Consider the following 17,239-nt stretch of genomic DNA (forward strand, 5'->3'; position numbering starts at 1 on the left):
TCAGCCAGATTACTGCCATCTAACGATAGAACTGGAGGAACTGTCTATGGCAGCTTATCGTCGTTTTGATCTGGATAAGCGTTTAACGCTTCAGAAGAATCTCTCTGATGGTCTTTCCTTTGCAAAAACAGCTGATGTACTCGGAATGTCTGCTTCTTCTGTTGGCAGAGAAGTAAAGCAGTATCGCACGCTGGTAAACACTTTCGGAGTCGGACATACCAACAGATGTGTTTATCGCCGGGATTGTTCAAAATCCGGAATCTGTCCTGGTCAGTCAGGGATCTGCAGGGACAAGAAATGCAGTCATTGCAGAAAGCAGAACTGCAATCAGGCATGCAGTAACTATGAGGAAGAAGTCTGCAGGAAGCTGGATTCACCGCCGTACGTATGCAATCCCTGCGCAAACAGGAAATTCTGCCCGCTGAAAAAGCAAATGTATTACGCCGACAAGGCAGACGAGAAATCCAGAGAAATCCGCAGGGAGTCCAGATCTGGTCTCACATTGACAGAGGACGAGGTGAAGGAGATTGATACCCTCCTATCAGAGCGTCTGAAAATGGGACAGTCCGTTCATCATATCTTTGCCGATTCTCCGGATCTGTTCACCATCAGCGAAAAGCAGGCCTACAATCTGATTCACAGCGGGCTGATCTCCGCAAGACCACTTGATCTTCCCCGCATCGTACGCATGAAGCCTCGCAGTAAAAAGGCACAGATCGTCAAAGTAGACAAGAAGTGCCGGATCGGAAGAACTTATGAAGACTATCTGAAATTCATGGAAGAACACCCGGATCTTTCTGTTCTGCAGGGTGACACTGTAGAAGGAAATAAGGGCGGAAAATGCATTCTGACGCTTACATGGGCGAGCTGGGATTTCCAGGTTGCCTTTCTCAGAGATCATAACAATTCGGCATCTGTTACATCAATTGTCAATCAGCTGTATGAATCTCTTGGCGCGGAACTGTTCCAGAAAGTGATGCCAGCTGTATGGCTCCTGGATAATGGATCAGAATTTTCCAATCCATCAGAAATTGAGAAGTTCGGTGTCTATGTGTTCTACTGCGATCCTGGTGCTCCATATCAGAAAGGCACTTGTGAGAATACGCATTCCGTCTTCCGCAGAATCATTCCGAAGGGACATTCATTCAATGATCTGGACCAGGATTTCTTCGATCTTGCGTTCAGTCATACAAATTCGCTGCACAGGAAGAAGCTGAATGACCACACCCCCTATGAAATGTTCTCGTTTGCCTATGGCGATGACATTGCTGAAAAGTGTTTCCGCATTCATCAGATCCAGGGAAAGGATGTAGTTCTGGACCCTTCCCTTGTCAGAACATATCGTGACTCCAGAAGAAAGGAAGGCATCGAGTAATGAAATACACCGTAAGCCTTCCTGAGATCACCAAAGTCATAATGACGAATGCTCCGCAGGAATTGCCTGGAGACGAGAAGGAATCTCCTGTCAGCGTCTACATCCAGGACTGCACCGCTCATATCGACTTTTACATCATGAGCTGGCACAGAGAGAGCAGCTGCTTTTTCGCTCTTGTAGATCCTCTTCCTGATCCGCAGGTTCTCGATCTCGAATACGTCAGCTTCTCGTTTCTCAGGGATCATGATCTCTTCTACTCCGTTTATCCAAAGAAGAAACGTCCTCGGTACAAGAAGATTTATAACCGTATTCTGCCGATGAAGTATGAGATTCCCTCATAATCATCTGATCGGCATCACCAATCAATAAGCATTGAAATCATGGCAGGTTCTGGCTGAACATCCGTCATTATTCCCCGTTGCGCTGACCGTGTCTGAATTTTATCGGCGCAGCAGGGCAGGTTTTAATACGCTTAAATTGTAACGTATTTGAACACTTTTCCTACCATTTCAAGCAAAAAAACCATAGAAAAGAGACCGGAACTACTTCAGAACCGGTCTCTCCTTATCCCTTGTCACACGCAGCTTGCGATAACTTCGTAAAACTTGCGTTCAGTTTTTCAATTCACCGTCGTAATCGTAATAGTTCTTCGCCTGCAGAACTTTGTTTTCCATCATGACCTTGCCGAGGGCAATGACGCTGTCAATGGAATAGTCTGTTTCATTCAGCAATACGAGGTCTGCATCGCTGCCGCAGGCAACCGATCCCTTGCGCGGATAGAGCAGAAGTCCGGTCGCGACGGTCTTCGTGATCGGAGAGATTGCATCACTGACGGAGACGTGTTCGTGGACTATCAGATGCCGGACGGTATCATACAGGGTTTCCATCTTGCCGATACCCATGCCGACAATTTCCAGACGGTCATTCCACTTCGGGAAACTGCCGTTGGAATCGGAAGATAAGGTGATCCGATCGAGAGGAGCTCTGCTCATGGCATCTTTCATCAGATGCGCAGTCTTAGCAGTCTCGTTGCCGCTGGTGAAGTCGATATAGCCGCCCTTGTTAGCAAAGGTGATGGCATCTTCATACGCATTTGCGACATGCGTCGGACGGAAGGTTGTGATCGGAATATCCGTCTCATCCACAATGGCTAAGACGTCTTTGTATCCCTTCTTTCCTCTGCCGGTATGCATGTGTACGATGCCTGCTTTCTTTGCTAAGAGACCGGCAGTTCTGACCTGCGTGGCCAGACGGGCTAATTCTTCTTTTGAGACATTGGAAGAACGATGATCGCTGATCGCAATCTTAACGCCGATGACTTCATCGATGAAGGCAACATCATGAGCCACTGATCCAGTTAAGTTAACGGAAGGATATGCATAGGAACCAGTCAGGCACCATGCACTCATGCCTTGTTCTCTCAATGCCTTTGCCTTGGCAACGAGTGCAGATACGCTCTTGGCATTGGCATCCGTTCCGAGCAGGCCTACTACCGAGGTGACGCCATACTTCACGCAGTCGGTCATCTGCACTTCGCGGATCAGCGAAGCGAAACCATCTTCTCCGCCTCCGCCGATGATATGAACATGCTGGTCGATGAATCCCGGTACCAGAATCTTGCCATGTCCGTCTAATACCTTGAATTCGCTGCTATCCCAGGTGAAGCCAATCTGATCGGCAATCTGAATGATGCGGTCATTGCAGATGAGTACGTCTTTGATGCCGAGGTCTTCCGGTGCAAACACATGTGCTTTTTCAATCTTCAGAAACATGTCATTTCCTCGCTTTTTCAAAATTATAGCGAGCTCTGCGCCAATAGGCTGAAGAAATTCCTTCATGGATACGATTTCTCTGGTATAACGGGAAAGAAAAAGGAGAAATGCCATGGATCGTCTGATTCTGAAGAAAGAACAGGCAGAAGAACTGATCCGGAAATACGGATCGCCTCTGTATGTGTATGAGGAAGAAGTCCTGAGGGAAAGATGCAGAGAGGTCAGAACTCTTCTGGCCCTGAAGACTTATCATCCCCAGTATTCTGCCAAAGCAAACTCCAATATCGAATTACTGAAGATTATCCGGGAAGAAGGACTGGATGTCGATGCCATGTCGCCAGGCGAAGTCGTACAGGAGCGGGCAGCTGGTTTTGAAGCAGACCAGATCATGTACTGCTCCGGCAATATGTCAGAAGCAGAGATGAGATATGCCCATGATCATGCGGGGATTCTGATTCTGGATTCGCTGTCTCAGGCAGATCGCTATGGCACGCTCTTTCTGGGATCTGAAATGGGTATCCGGGTCAATCCGGGCATCGGTGCTGGTCATGATGCAAAGGTCATCACCGGTGGAAAGACAAAGTTCGGAGTCCTTTCAGAAGATCTGAAAGAGATTTCTGAGATCCTTCAGAAGCATTCTCTGAAGCTGATTGCTCTGCATGAACATGTTGGGTCTCTGTTCCTGGATGATACGGTATTCCTGGAAGCAGCAGAGATTCTGCTGAAGCTGGCACAGCAGTTTCCGGATGTGAGAATCCTCGATTTCGGCGGAGGACTTGGTGTTCCGTATAATGGAGAAGAAAGACTGGATCTGAATAGACTAGGAAGAAGGCTGACAGATCTGATTGCTTCTTCTGAACAGAAGAGCGGAAGAACATATGAGATCCGGATTGAACCGGGAAGGTATATCGTTGCCGAAAGCAGCATGCTCTTAGGCACAGTCACAGACATCAAGGAATCTGCCGGGGTGAAGTATCTCGGAACGGATATCGGCTTCAACGTGCTGCTGAGGCCGGTGCTGTATCATGCCCATCACAGGATTCATGGCTATTCGGATTCGGAAGAACAGGAAACCTATACCGTATGCGGAAATTTATGCGAGTCCGGAGATATTCTTGCTGAAGGAGAACAGCTTCCATGCATGCGGATCGGCGATCTGATCGGCATTGAAAATGCCGGAGCCTATGGCTTCAGCATGAGCTCTGATTATAATGGACGCCTGCGCCCGGCTGAGGTGCTTCTTTCGGATGGGACGGATCGTCTGATCCGGAAACGGGAAAGTATGGAAGATCTGGTAAATCAGATCTGAGCATGCTTTCTGCCGGTTGCCTGATAGCTCTGCTCATCGGAGTTCGTATAGATGACTTCCAGGAATTCTGAGAAGAGTTCAGAAAGTTCTTCGATGCTCATCAGATCTTCGGAAAGACTTGTATTCATGCCGGCATGGTGTTCGTTGATGCGTTTGCGGCTGAGGCCATGTGCAACGGTCAGAGTTCCATCCGGTTTCAGAAGATCAGACAGATGCGCAATCAATGCTTGCGGATCCCTGAAGTGCGGAAGGGCGTTGTAGACCATGATGGCATCGAACTTCTTTTCTGGTTCATACGTCTCTGCCGGAGTGCAGATCAGGGTTACTTCCGGCTGCCTGAACTTCTTTTCTGCCTCTGCAATCATGTTCGGGGAGATATCAATCCCGGTGATGGAGGAAGCTCTGCGCTTCAGGTAGTCCGGGATCAGGATACCGGTTCCGCAGGCGACGTCGAGAATATCCATCCCGGGATGGATGTCTGCATGGTCCAGAATGCTGGCAATCACTGCTTCATTGCGGACCATCCTGCTGTCCCAGTCAGCTGCTTTCTGGTCAAAATAGGAAATCACATCAGATTCACGAATCATCTTCACACCCTCACAGAGTTCATGAGGTATATTATACCGGTATCTGAACAGGATTAAGAGGGCTCTGGAAGGACGTTGCAGGAACTAGCAAAATCGATGATAATTACATCAGTTCAGACCAGTCTGCACTGGGAAGGAAGGTGATTCGTGTGCTTTTCTTTGAATATTCAGATCGTGTTCCAGGGATGATCAGTTTATGACGTCAGAACAGTACAGGTTTTCACCGGAGGTGCAGGCTGTTCTGGAGGGTTCTCCGATTCCGTTTGCGGTATATCAGCTTTCTGACCACAGGGTCGTGACTGTGCTTCTTTCAGATGGATTTGTGAAGCTCAGCGGTGCTTCTTCCCGGGAAGAATGCATTCAGCTGATGAATACGGATATGTATCGGTATACCGATCCGGCCGATGTGGCGAGGATTGAAGATCTGGCGTACCGGTTCGCAATCGGCAAGGATGAGGTCTATGATGCGGTATATCGCAGCAAGCTCCCGGATCAGAATGAATATCATCTGCTTCATTCGATGGGCAGGCATATCACAGTGGATGGGAATGTGCAGCTTGCCATGATCTGGTATATGGACGAGACCAGTGCATCTCAGAAGACTGCTCATGGAAGAGAGCTGATGGATGCTCTGATTGAGAGCGCAGAGATTTCCCGGAAGCAGCGTGAAAATTATTACGATGATATGACGGGCCTTCCGACTGCGATATATTTCCGGGTTCTGGCAGAAAGTTCCGTGAAAACCATGCGGGCAGAAGGAAAAACTCCGGCAATCATCTATCTGGACTTCAGCAACATGCGTCTGTTCAATCATCGCTATGGCTTTGCAAAGGGTGATGAATTGATCCAGGGACTCGGAAAGCTTCTGAGCAGGGTGTTCGGAACTGAGCGCTGCGGGCATGTGGAGAGCGATCATTTCGCGGTTTATACGGATGCGGATTATGCTGAAAAGCAGATGGATCAGCTGTTTGCTTCATTGAATCAGATCAATCATGGCAATGTGCTTCCGTTACGGGCGGGAATCTATGTGCTTGCTGAAGGAGACTATGACATCAGCCGGGCATGCGATCGGGCCAAGGCTGCCTGCAATCATCTGAGAGGACAGTTTGCGTCAAGGCACATGTACTTCAACGAACAGATCAGTAAAGAGATCTCGGGGAAGGCATATGTCCTGGATAATTTCACCAGAGCACTTTCCGAGCATTGGATCCAGGCTTATTTCCAGAGGATCGTGGATCCTGAAACGGGAAAGGTGACGGATGAGGAGGCACTGGCAAGGTGGATTGATCCGCAGAATGGACTTCTGCCTCCGGATCAGTTCATCCCGATTCTGGAGGATGAAGGAATGCTCTGGAAGCTGGATCTGTATATGGGCCAGCAGATCATTCAGAGCATGCGTAAGAAGCAGCAGAAGGGCATTCCTCTGGTGCCGGTTTCCATCAATCTGTCAGAGCGTGATTTCACGGTCTGCGATATGATCGACAAGCTTGCCAGAAGAATGGATGAAGCAGGAATCGAACGGAAGTATCTGGTCATTGAGATCACGGAACGTGCGATCGGCAGAGACCCGGAGCTTCTGAAACAGATCATCGAGGAACGCGGAAATTCCGGATTCCGGGTATGGCTGGATGACTTCGGCAGTGAGTATTCTTCTCTGAATATTCTGAGCAATTATCACTTTGATGTGATCAAGCTGGATCAGAAGTTCCTGAAAACAATGCAGAAGGGCAACCAGAAGGGAAAGCTTCTGATTGCAGAGATCCTGGATTTTGCAAAGAAGGCAGATATCACTGCTCTGGCCGAAGGAGTGGAGACCAGGGAAGAAGCAGTCTTCCTGATGGATCATGGCGTGAATAAGATCCAGGGCTTCCTCTTCAGCAGACCGGAACCGGAAAAGACTCTTCTGGAGTGGTATCAGAGTCATCAGGAAGCAGTTCAGCCGGAAAAATAGATTGATACAGCCCGGAACAATCTCTTCCGGGTTTTCTGAAGACATGGAGAAGAGAATACGATGAGCTATGACCGCAATGCATGGATGAAGAAGATGAATCAGGTTCTTGCGCAGGGACCATATACCGATTCCTGGGAATCCTTGTCGGAACATCAAACACCAGAGTGGTTCCGGAAAGCAAAGCTTGGCATCTTCATTCACTGGGGACCGTACTCAGTACCTGCTTTCGGAAGCGAGTGGTATTCCCGGAATATGTACCGGGAAGGAACTATGGAGTTTGAGCATCATCAGAAGACATATGGCCTGCAGAAAGACTTCGGGTACAAGGATTTCATTCCGATGCTGAAGGCAGAGCATTTTAATCCAGAAGCCTGGGCAGAATTATTTGAAGAAGCCGGGGCAAAGTATGTGATCCCGGTTGCGGAGCATCATGATGGATTTCAGATGTACCGCAGCGAACTGTCTCACTGGAATGCCTATGAGATGGGACCGCACCGGGATGTGCTGAGTGATCTGAATGAAGCACTCCATAAGCATGGCCTGATTACGGGTGCTTCTTCTCACAGAATAGAGCACTGGTGGTTCATGGGCTCTGGGAGAAAGCCATTGAAGAATGGAACGCCAGCAGAAGAGTGGTCTGATATCCCATCTCTTTCAAAGACCCCGGATGATCTGTACTGGCCTTCGACCATCATGGATTCCGAGGATAATGACAATCGGTATGCGACACCGGCTCCTTCTGAAGAATTCCTGGAAGACTGGATGTTCCGTACTATGGAACTCATCGATCACCTGCAGCCGCAGGAACTTTACTTTGACTGGTGGGTATTCCAGGCTGCTGCCAAACCTTATCTCAGAAAGATTCTTGCCTATTACTACAATCGCGGAGCGGAATGGAACAAAGAAGTGCTCGTGATCACGAAGAATGACGGGATTCCGTATGGATGTGCCGTGCCGGATATGGAGCGGGGCGGCTTCCATACCATGCAGGCAGAACCATGGCAGACCGATACCGCGGTCGGAAAGATCTCCTGGGGCTATACGAGAGACAATGTATACAAGACTTCTGACATGATTCTTCAGGATCTGATTGATACGATTTCGAGAAACGGCGTGATGCTGCTGAATGTAGGTCCGAAAGCAGATGGAACGATTCCGGAACAGGATCAGAAGCTTCTGAGAGAGATCGGTTCCTGGCTGAGGCAGAATGGCGAAGCAGTATATGGCAGCAGACCATGGAGAATCTCCATGGAAGGACCGACTGCACCAAAAGAAGGAGCGTTCTCTGATCAGACGGATTCGGTCTATTCTTCCGAAGACTTCCGGTTCACGGTGAATCATGGCCACCTCTATATCTTTGCCATGAAGTATCCCGATCCGGTGAATGGAGTCTCAGAGATCAGAGTGCATACGTTAGCAGGAAAGGATCATCCGGCTGCTTATGAGTTCGGAGCATTGATCAGAGATGTTGAGGTTCTCGGATATGAGGAGAAACCAGAGTGGGTTCAGAAACAAGACGCATTAATCATCCGAACAAAGACCATTCATACGCACAGTCCGGTTGTTTTCCGGGTGGAGTTCCTGTGATTACTACATATGTAAAATATTTCATATGGTTTGATATATTTTCATAATGATGAAAGATTTTCTGTTGAGTCCCTGCCGGAACAGGAATATCATGTTTACTGTCAGAATTGAAAGGGGAATATCCTATGCGAGATGAAGCACTTTTTGAAGCAATCGGAAAAGAACAGGACCGCCAGAACCACAACATTGAACTGATTGCCTCGGAGAACTTCGTATCAAAGGAAATCAGAGAAGCAGCTGGTTCCGTACTTACCAATAAGTATGCAGAAGGCTATCCTGGCCATCGGTATTACGGCGGCTGCGAGTATATTGATGTCGTTGAGAATCTTGCCAGGGACAGGGCGTGTGAATTGTTCCATGCAGAACATGCGAATGTTCAGCCGCATTCCGGTTCCCAGGCGAATATGGCCGCATATTTTTCATTGATTCAGCCGGGAGATCGGATCATGGGCATGGATCTGGCCAGCGGCGGTCATCTGACTCATGGTGCAAAAGTTTCTTTCTCCGGCAAGCTGTTTGACAGTGTTTCATATGGGGTTGATCGGGAAACAGAGAAACTTGATTATGATGCAATCCGCAAACTTGCTCTGGAAGCCAGACCGAAAATGATCGTGGCTGGTGCTTCTGCGTATGCAAGAGAGATTGACTTCAGCGAGTTTCGCAAGATCGCAGATGCCTGCGGTGCATATCTGGTTGTGGATATGGCGCACATTGCCGGTCTGGTAGCGACTGGATATCATATGAGCCCGGTTCCATATGCAGACATTGTTACTTCCACCACGCATAAGACCCTGCGCGGACCGCGCGGCGGCCTGATTCTTTGCAAAGAGCAGTATGCAAAGGCAGTAGACCATGCGGTATTCCCGAGAATGCAGGGCGGCCCGCTGTGTCATATTGTTGCGGCAAAGGCAGCTTGTTTCTATGAAGCACTGCAGCCGGAGTTCAAGGAATACATCAGGAACGTCTGTATCAACAGCAAAGCACTTGCCAAGGCACTGGAAGAAGAAGGAATCCGTCTGGTTACAGGCGGAACGGATAATCATCTGGTTCTGGCAGATGTGCTGAACTCCATCGGAGTAACTGGTGCTGAAGCAGAAAAGGCACTGGATGAAGTGAACATCACTGTCAACAAGAATGCGATTCCGTTTGATACCACAAAGCCTACGGTTGATTCCGGCATCCGTCTTGGCTCGGCAGCAATGACAACTAAGGGATATAGCGAAGCAGACTTCACTGCCATTGGTCATATGATCGGCAGAGTTCTGAAGAATATCAACGATGATGCGGTAAAGGCGGAAGTGAAGCAGCAGGTCCTGGCGCTCACGGAAGCACATCCGTTTGACTGAATAATTCGAAACGGACAGAGTTTTTCGAGAAAGATATGGACAGGCCCGAGCTTGTTCATGTCTTTTTTTGACCTTGATTCCTTCCTTGGATGAAGAACGCTTGGCTTCCAGCCGGCTGCGCATCTAGGGAAAGCCTGCTGCTTCAAATGGGAACGAAAAACAGGGTCCGGGAGGAACAAACACTGAATCAAATTGACAAAATAATCCTCTGCTCCCTGCGGAACAGGAGGTCATGGAACTATTTAATACACTATATATACTTATAATAAAAGATTATTTATCAGGATATATCTATACTACATCCTGCCTGTTCGCAGCAGACCTCAGCGCAAAAGAAAAGGCGTAGACCCTTATTTTGGGTTTACGCCATTGACCGCTTGATTATGCGGTTTTCATCACTAATATGGTGAGCGCTAAGGGACTCGAACCCATGACCCCTTCCACGTCAAGGAAGTGCTCTCCCAACTGAGCTAAGCACTCATCTCAAGGATGCCTGTTTATATTACCACAAGGTCCAAGAAATGGAAATAGATTTTTTCACTAGTAATTACGCACGAACCTAGATCGGGACTGATATCCCGATTTTTGTTTTTGAAATTTATAGCATATACGTTTATACTATAGATATGAAGAAATCTGTTACTTATCCCGACTGGGCTGAAAAGTATCGCGGCAAGGGAAGAACAATCCGCAAGGTTCGGGATGGTTACGGCCTCTATCAGTGCACATCCGTTTATCAGCCCGGGCAGAAGTATCCCAAGTCTGTTCAGAAGTATCTGGGAATGATTACGGAGAAGGATGGATTCATTCCTAAGAGGTCTGATGCTCCTTCTGTTTCTTCCAGATGTTTGGAGTATGGGCTCAGTCATTTCATCATTGCCAATTTCAAACGGGATCTTTGCCGTTCTGGCTACAGCGCCAGCGAGATGATCGTCATATTCGGTGTTCTTCAGTATATCTTCGGTGATGTGAATGAAGTGTTCATCCGTTCCAGCTATCTCTGCATCGGGAAAGAAGAGGAACTTCTGTATCGATTATCACAAGGGCTCTCTCCGAACCGGATGAAGAAGATGACTAACACCATAGAAAAACTGATTGCCGAGAAGATTCCTGATGAGAAGGAAAGGAACATTCTGATCAAGCTTCTGTTCCTCACAACCATTCATGAAACTGCAGATCCTAAGTCTGCGGTTTACCCTTCCAAGGCGAATGAGATTGCACAGAAATACGGAGTAAAGCTATGAGCGAAAAGAACAGTAACGGCATTCTGAAGACAACCGCAGTGATTGCAGAGAGTTTCCGCAACATCAACATTACCGACGACAACATTCTGGAGCTGCTGGACAATCGGATGTTCATCAATCTTTTTGAAAGCGTGCCGGATTTCCGACAGCAGGGGAAAATTGCTTACAAGCTGTCCAGTGTGCTTCTGATGGTTTTTCTCACCGTGCTGCGGAGAGGAAAAGCTTCATTCCTTGATATTGCTTATGTAATCAAGGCCAATCGGAAGAAATATGCAGAATACGGACTGCTTCCCGAAGATGGAAGCACTCCCTCCCATGACACCATTCGAAGAATACTGACTCTTCTGGATGGAAATGCATTATACGAAAACACGATCCAGGGGTTTTATCTGTTCCTGGAAAGTCTGAAGAATCACTATTCCGTTCAGGGAGATTACCGGCATCTATGCATTGACGGCAAAGAAATGAGAGGCAGCGGAAGGTCTTCCGGAACGAATCATCCTCAGCGCAATTACGCAATGCTCAATATCTATGAGGCAGCCTCTTACACGGTCATTGAATGCGAACCGATTGATAAGAAAGAAAACGAGATCCCAGTAGCACAGAGACTGCTGAGGCAGATGAATCTGAAAAATACGGTAATCACTGCAGACGCACTTCABTGTCAGAGAGAAACTGCAGCCATCATTCATGAAGGAAAAGGCATCTATGTGCTTATTGCAAAAGAGAATCAGAAGCTCCTGTCAGAAGAAATACAAGCCCGTTTTGAGAAATATCCAGACAAAATCAGAAAATACGAAGAAGACAGCCGTGTCATTGAAATTCTGGAGCTTCCCAAAAGCTATGTACTGGCAGATGAATGGGCAGGTCTGAAGTGCTTCGCAAGAATGACATCCAGCAAATGCGTTCGCCTTTTCATCACGAATACCAGAGATGACCTTCTGATTCGGCAGGCGATTTCTCTGCGGTGGTCCGTCGAAACGTTCCACAAGCTAAAGGATCATGACATGCATGAAGATGCAGTCCGTTCCACTGACAAGCAGGCTCTTCATAATATTGCAACACTGAACAATCTCGGAGAGCAGTTATTCTCTCTGTATCAGTCTATCTCCGGACTGCCTCACCGAGAGGCAAAAGTCTACTTCCAGGAGAACACCATTGAATGTCTGAATACAATTCTGTCCGTTATGAGCTCAGAGGAAATAGTGAATTCCCTGGTGAAAGATCTGAAGAAGAGGCGGAGGAAGAGAACCGAACCGTCTGAGAAGTAGTTCAAGGCATTCAGGAACAAAGAGCTTTTTACGTCCATAAAAACATCGGCAGGCAGAGAGTCATATCCTCTCTGAATCTGTCGATGTTTTTAGTTTCTGCGACTATTCAATGAAATTTGACTGCTCAACCGCGAAAATAGCCCTTGACTACGCCATCATTGACCATCATGCGTAATTACTAATTTTTTCACAGGCTCCGGGCGGTGAAATATAATAGAGTCACTTATGAGAAGAGATGCATTGCCATTCCTGAATCAGTCGCTGTTCATGAAACTCGGGAAGATCAGACTAAGTGATGGAACCCTATTAGATGGAGAAGATACGATTCTTGCGTTCGAGAAGTGCTGCAGAGAAAAAGGATCTGCCTGGATGGGAATTGATTCTCTGCATCATGGCATGCAGGAAAAGCGGGCTGCCCGGTTTCAGAGATCCCTTGAAGAGAAGCAGAAGATCAGAGTATACTTTGCCATTCATAACAGTCATTATGACAATGAGATTGCCTATGAAGCGGTTCTGGAGAAACTGGTCAATATGAAAGAACCTGTGCCGTGTCCGGAGCCGGAACTGAGACCGGAGATCTTCCAGGATGATGGGAATTCCTGTCTCTGGCTGAAGCTGAAGGACATCAGACTGAGTAAGGAAAAGGCAGAGCACTTCATGATTGCAAGCACAGGCAGAAATCTGAAGTGGACCATTTGCAATTCCAGGTTCTTTTTTGGATACATTATGGAGGAGTGAAGGAATATGAAAGTACTGCTAGTCAATGGAAGCCCGCATCCGCATGGATGCACGGATGTTGCATTGTCAGAAGTTGCAATGCAGTTAGGAAAACATGGCATTGAGACGGAAATGCTGTGGCTTGGCAATGAAGCAATTCATGGCTGCATTGCCTGCGGCAAGTGCAGGAAGGCTGGAAAGTGCATCTTTGATGATGCAGTGAATCGGGTTGCTGCAAAGGCTGAGGAATATGATGGAATCGTAGTGGGAAGCCCGGTATATTACGGCGGCCCGGATTCGCAGATCTGCGCCTTCCTGGATCGGCTGTTCTACAGCGCCGGAAAGAAGTTCGTGCGCAAGCCTGCGGCTGCGGTGGTCTCCTGCCGCAGAGGCGGAGCAACAGCTTCGTTCGAACGATTGAATAAATACTTTGAAATGTCGAATATGCCGCTGGTGACTTCACAGTACTGGAATCAGATTCATGGCAATAATGCTGAAGAAGCAAAACAGGATGCTGAAGGGCTGCAGACGATGCGGACGCTGGCCGAGAATATGGCATGGCTGCTGAAGTGTATTGAGGCAGGAAAGAAGGCTGGAGTGGAAGAACCTGTCTATGAACCATTCCATGCGACGAATTTCATCCGGTGATGGTTCTTCTGGTGATTGGTATTCTGATGGGGATTTACGGAACCGTGATCCTGATCGGAGAAAAGGGAAACCGGTTCAGTATTGCCTGGTATCTGACCGGAGGATTCTTCTTTGTTAGTTCTGTGCTTCTGAAGCATGGAGTGCTTCGGGGAGGATTGCTTGCGGTGTGGATTGCTGCGGTATGTGCGTATACGGCAATGCTCGCAGTGAACTGCATGCATATTCTTCATGCATGTATGAGCGATCCGGATGAGAACTGCCGGGAATTGCTTGTGCTCGGTGCCAGAGTGATGCCGCATGGCGGGCCTTCGAATGCGCTTCGATACCGGTGCCGGAGTGCTGCTGATTATCTGAAGGAACATTCTGACTGCGGCTGCATTGTCTCCGGAGGAAAAGGAGTTGATGAACCTTGCTCCGAAGCAGAATGCATGCAAAGAGTGCTGATGGAGATGGGGATTGACCGCAACCGAATCCGTCTGGAAGACAAGTCCCGCAGCACGATTGAGAATCTCAGATATTCAAAGCAGATGCTGGATAGTCCGGATGAATCAATTGCAGTCGTGACAAGCAGCTATCATCTGTATCGGAGTCTTCGAATTGCGAGAAGGATGGGTATGAAGAATGTATCCGGCATCGGTGCGAAGACGAAGGTGCTCTATCTGCCTTCGGCACTGTATCGGGAATGCCTTTCGATTGCGATGGATTCGGTCATAGAAAAGTTCAGAAGATGGAAAATGAGTTATACTTATGCACATCGAGGAGGATCAGATGATGATGCGTGATGGCAGCTATTATGTTCCTTATGAGGAACGCACAGGAAATGAGTCCATTGTTTACTTTACCCGCGATCTTTCTGCAGCGGGAATGATGAAGGTCTATGACAAAGTGAAGGAAGGAATCTCCGGCAAGATCGGAGTCAAGCTTCATACGGGTGAGAAACATGGACCGAATATCATTCCGCATGGATGGGTAAAGGAATTCATGGAAAAGGAATGCCCGGATGCCAGCATCGTGGAAACGAATACCTTCTATGAAGGCGATCGCTATACGACAGAACAGCATCGTGAGACGCTGAAGGTCAATGGCTGGACGTTCTGCCCGGTTGACATCATGGATGAAGATGGTACGGTGGATCTTCCGGTGAAGGGCGGCAAGTGGTTTGATCATATGACGCATGGAAGTCATATGGTGAACTATGATTCTCTGATCATCCTGACGCATTTCAAGGGCCATGTGATGGGCGGCTTCGGCGGTTCCAACAAGAACATCGGCATCGGCGGTGCGGATGGCAGAATCGGCAAGGGCATGATTCATGCGAAGAATGGTGATCAGTGGGGCGTCAATCAGGAAGAGCTGATGGAGAAGATCACGGAGTCCACCAAGGCTACCATTGATTATTTCGGCAAGCATATCACGTATGTGAATGTGATGAGAAATATGTCGGTGTCCTGTGACTGCGAGGGTGTGCAGGCTGCTCCGGTTGTGACTCCGAATGTCGGCATTCTGGCTTCCGCAGATATTCTGGCTGCAGATCAGGCTTCGGTGGATCTGGTTCATGCCATGAAGGAAAGCGATCGTCATGACCTCTGGGAGCGCATGTCTACGCGTCACGGATTCCGTCAGCTTACTTATATGAAGGAACTCGGCATGGGCAATGATCGTTATGTGCTCATTGATCTGGATCATGACGGAGAACGGATCACACCGGAATTCGCTGTGAAGGATGTTGTTCCGTTCAAGCTGATCGGCTAAGCTGAAATGCGATTGTGAAGCGAGGAAAGCGGATCCCTGCGGATCTGCTTTTTTCACGAAAAAAGTCTTCTCAATCGGGAGAAAAACATTTAATATGTCAGATGCAATAAATATAGGAGAGTGTTCTGAGGAATGGCTTCAAGCAAGACGAAAAAGACGAAACCGGAAGTAAATCCGATTATCAATATCTACCGGGATCCGAAGAAAAAGGAACTGAAGAGCCTGGACGAACTCAAGGAAGAGATTCGTGCGGTCTATCAGAAGAATGGCGAGCTGCAGCAGAAAGACATCACCGAAGCAATCACGGCGATGAAGCTGAACGATGAAGACACGGATCAGCTCTGGAACTGGCTCAATGAAGAAAACCTGATCGGAAGTTCTGAAGAAGACCTTGAAGAAGCAGAAGAGGTCATGGAAGAAGACGCTGCTTATGAGGACGATGAAGACAGCGACGATGAGGACAAAGAAGACGAAGAAACGGAATCCGTTCCGGACTTCAATGGTCTCGAGAATGTACGTTCCAGCGATCCGGTTCGCAGCTATCTGAAGCAGATCGGTCAGATTCCGCTGTTAACTGCAGAGCAGGAACTGGATGTCGCGCATCGCATGAAGCAGGGTGATGAAGAAGCGAAGCAGCTGCTTGTTTCTTCGAACCTGCGTCTGGTTGTTTCGATTGCCAAGAAATATGTCGGCCGAGGCATGCAGTTTCTGGATCTGATCCAGGAAGGCAATATCGGTCTGATGAAGGCTGCTGATAAGTTTGATCCGGATAAGGGATTCAAGTTCAGCACCTATGCAACATGGTGGATCCGCCAGGCGATTTCCCGTGCGATTGCTGACCAGGCAAGAACGATCCGCCTGCCGGTTCATCTGGTTGAGGCAAATGGCAAGGTCGTGCGCATGCAGCGTCAGCTGGTGCAGGAGCTCGGCAGAGATCCGACGCCGGAAGAGATTGCCGCAAGACTGAAGGATATCACTCCAGAAAAGGTCAAGGAACTTCAGCTGGTTACGATGGATCCTGTTTCCATGGAAACACCAGTCGGTGATGAGAGTGATGCGCACCTGGGCGATTTCATTGAAGACAAGACCGGACAGCGTCCGGAAGACTTCGCAGAAGGTCAGCTTCTGAAGGAAGAGATCAACCGGGTTCTCAGCGAACTGACAGAACGTGAAGAGCAGGTCATCCGCTTGCGGTTCGGACTGGATGGTTCCCGTCCGATGACTCTCGAAGAAGTGGGTAGAGAGTTCGGCGTGACGCGTGAGCGGGTACGCCAGATCGAGGCAAAGGCACTCCGGAAGCTTTCTCATCCGGTACGTTCCAGAAGACTCAAGGATTTCATGACAGATTGACAGCGGGAATTCCCGCTGCTTTTTCTGCCTCGGGAATTCTTTTTCACATAATTTCACACGGTTCTGACAATGATCTGCGGTGATTTTTGGCTATATTATCAGTGCAAGTAAAAGGAAGAGCTTGCGCGGAGATATGCTGCTGGAATCCCCCTTTCACCAGCAACGTGTCTGAAAACAGAAAGTCCGGAACTGTGAGCCGGACTTTTTTAGTACACCCGACATGGGTGATAACTCGAGGGTGAAAGTCCCTTGCGCATGTATAGCGGCATGATTCAAAGCGCTAGCCAAAGGCAACGTGGACATCGTGAGGTGTCAACGGAAGGAAGCCGG

General features: G+C 48.3%; 15 protein-coding genes and 1 tRNA gene. 13 read left to right on the forward strand and 3 right to left on the reverse strand.

The window, feature by feature from the left end; translation table 11 throughout:
* Nucleotides 1-46: 46 nt before the first annotated feature.
* Together FYJ51_RS10235 and FYJ51_RS10240 are read left to right on the forward strand one after the other, a co-directional pair.
* Nucleotides 47-1,375, forward strand: a complete 1,329-nt coding sequence (locus tag FYJ51_RS10235; RefSeq protein ID WP_154505442.1) for an IS30 family transposase — start codon at nucleotides 47-49, stop codon at nucleotides 1,373-1,375.
* Nucleotides 1,375-1,716 (forward strand): hypothetical protein, encoded by a 342-nt coding sequence (locus FYJ51_RS10240; protein ID WP_105304136.1) that lies wholly within the window; start codon nucleotides 1,375-1,377, stop codon nucleotides 1,714-1,716. Before FYJ51_RS10235 ends, FYJ51_RS10240 begins: the two co-directional genes overlap by 1 nt.
* A gap of 270 nt (nucleotides 1,717-1,986) precedes the next feature.
* On the opposite strand, the gene iadA is transcribed toward FYJ51_RS10240, so the two are convergent.
* Nucleotides 1,987-3,147, reverse strand: a complete 1,161-nt coding sequence (gene iadA / locus FYJ51_RS10245) for a beta-aspartyl-peptidase (RefSeq protein WP_154505444.1) — start codon at nucleotides 3,145-3,147, stop codon at nucleotides 1,987-1,989.
* A gap of 112 nt (nucleotides 3,148-3,259) precedes the next feature.
* Between iadA and lysA the strand changes: the two genes are divergently transcribed.
* Nucleotides 3,260-4,456, forward strand: a complete 1,197-nt coding sequence (lysA, locus tag FYJ51_RS10250; protein ID WP_154505446.1) for a diaminopimelate decarboxylase — start codon at nucleotides 3,260-3,262, stop codon at nucleotides 4,454-4,456.
* Here lysA and FYJ51_RS10255 read toward each other — a convergent pair.
* Nucleotides 4,447-5,043: a class I SAM-dependent DNA methyltransferase gene (locus FYJ51_RS10255; protein WP_105302649.1), complete on the reverse strand. Its 597-nt coding sequence runs from the start codon at nucleotides 5,041-5,043 to the stop codon at nucleotides 4,447-4,449. The two genes, lysA and FYJ51_RS10255, sit on opposite strands and share 10 nt — an antisense overlap.
* A gap of 196 nt (nucleotides 5,044-5,239) precedes the next feature.
* Between FYJ51_RS10255 and FYJ51_RS10260 the strand changes: the two genes are divergently transcribed.
* The 3 genes from FYJ51_RS10260 to glyA all read left to right on the forward strand — a co-directional run bounded on the left by FYJ51_RS10260 (nucleotide 5,240) and on the right by glyA (nucleotide 9,927).
* Nucleotides 5,240-6,994 carry an EAL domain-containing protein gene (locus tag FYJ51_RS10260; RefSeq protein WP_154505448.1) on the forward strand — a complete coding sequence of 585 codons (1,755 nt, stop codon included), beginning with the start codon at nucleotides 5,240-5,242 and terminating at the stop codon, nucleotides 6,992-6,994.
* A gap of 60 nt (nucleotides 6,995-7,054) precedes the next feature.
* Nucleotides 7,055-8,581, forward strand: a complete 1,527-nt coding sequence (locus FYJ51_RS10265; RefSeq protein WP_154505450.1) for an alpha-L-fucosidase — start codon at nucleotides 7,055-7,057, stop codon at nucleotides 8,579-8,581.
* A gap of 125 nt (nucleotides 8,582-8,706) precedes the next feature.
* Entirely contained in the window at nucleotides 8,707-9,927 is a 1,221-nt protein-coding gene (glyA, locus tag FYJ51_RS10270) for a serine hydroxymethyltransferase (RefSeq protein WP_154505452.1), read from the forward strand.
* A 404-nt stretch (nucleotides 9,928-10,331) separates the two neighbouring features.
* Here glyA and FYJ51_RS10275 read toward each other — a convergent pair.
* Nucleotides 10,332-10,407 (reverse strand) — tRNA-Val (locus FYJ51_RS10275).
* A 146-nt stretch (nucleotides 10,408-10,553) separates the two neighbouring features.
* Between FYJ51_RS10275 and FYJ51_RS10280 the strand changes: the two genes are divergently transcribed.
* The 7 genes from FYJ51_RS10280 to rpoD all read left to right on the forward strand — a co-directional run bounded on the left by FYJ51_RS10280 (nucleotide 10,554) and on the right by rpoD (nucleotide 16,909).
* The gene (locus tag FYJ51_RS10280) at nucleotides 10,554-11,171 is read left to right on the forward strand and encodes a hypothetical protein (RefSeq protein ID WP_154505454.1); all 618 of its coding nucleotides are present in this window, start codon (nucleotides 10,554-10,556) and stop codon (nucleotides 11,169-11,171) included.
* Nucleotides 11,168-12,442: an ISAs1 family transposase gene (locus FYJ51_RS10285; RefSeq protein WP_154505456.1), complete on the forward strand. Its 1,275-nt coding sequence runs from the start codon at nucleotides 11,168-11,170 to the stop codon at nucleotides 12,440-12,442. The genes FYJ51_RS10280 and FYJ51_RS10285 overlap by 4 nt, the downstream gene beginning before the upstream one ends.
* 225 nt (nucleotides 12,443-12,667) lie before the next feature.
* Nucleotides 12,668-13,180 carry a hypothetical protein gene (locus tag FYJ51_RS10290; RefSeq protein ID WP_154505458.1) on the forward strand — a complete coding sequence of 171 codons (513 nt, stop codon included), beginning with the start codon at nucleotides 12,668-12,670 and terminating at the stop codon, nucleotides 13,178-13,180.
* Between the two features lie 6 nt (nucleotides 13,181-13,186).
* Nucleotides 13,187-13,807, forward strand: a complete 621-nt coding sequence (locus FYJ51_RS10295; RefSeq protein ID WP_154505460.1) for a flavodoxin family protein — start codon at nucleotides 13,187-13,189, stop codon at nucleotides 13,805-13,807.
* An 11-nt stretch (nucleotides 13,808-13,818) separates the two neighbouring features.
* Nucleotides 13,819-14,589 (forward strand): YdcF family protein, encoded by a 771-nt coding sequence (locus FYJ51_RS13755; protein ID WP_205946295.1) that lies wholly within the window; start codon nucleotides 13,819-13,821, stop codon nucleotides 14,587-14,589.
* Nucleotides 14,576-15,559, forward strand: coding sequence for a DUF362 domain-containing protein (locus FYJ51_RS10305; protein ID WP_205946296.1), 984 nt, complete (start codon nucleotides 14,576-14,578; stop codon nucleotides 15,557-15,559). Before FYJ51_RS13755 ends, FYJ51_RS10305 begins: the two co-directional genes overlap by 14 nt.
* 132 nt (nucleotides 15,560-15,691) lie before the next feature.
* The gene (gene rpoD / locus FYJ51_RS10310) at nucleotides 15,692-16,909 is read left to right on the forward strand and encodes an RNA polymerase sigma factor RpoD (RefSeq protein ID WP_154505466.1); all 1,218 of its coding nucleotides are present in this window, start codon (nucleotides 15,692-15,694) and stop codon (nucleotides 16,907-16,909) included.
* The last annotated feature ends 330 nt before the right edge of the window (nucleotides 16,910-17,239 follow it).

The organism is Stecheria intestinalis (genome assembly GCF_009696165.1).
In the GTDB taxonomy this organism is placed as follows: Bacteria; Bacillota_I; Bacilli_A; order Erysipelotrichales; family Erysipelotrichaceae; genus Bulleidia; species Bulleidia intestinalis.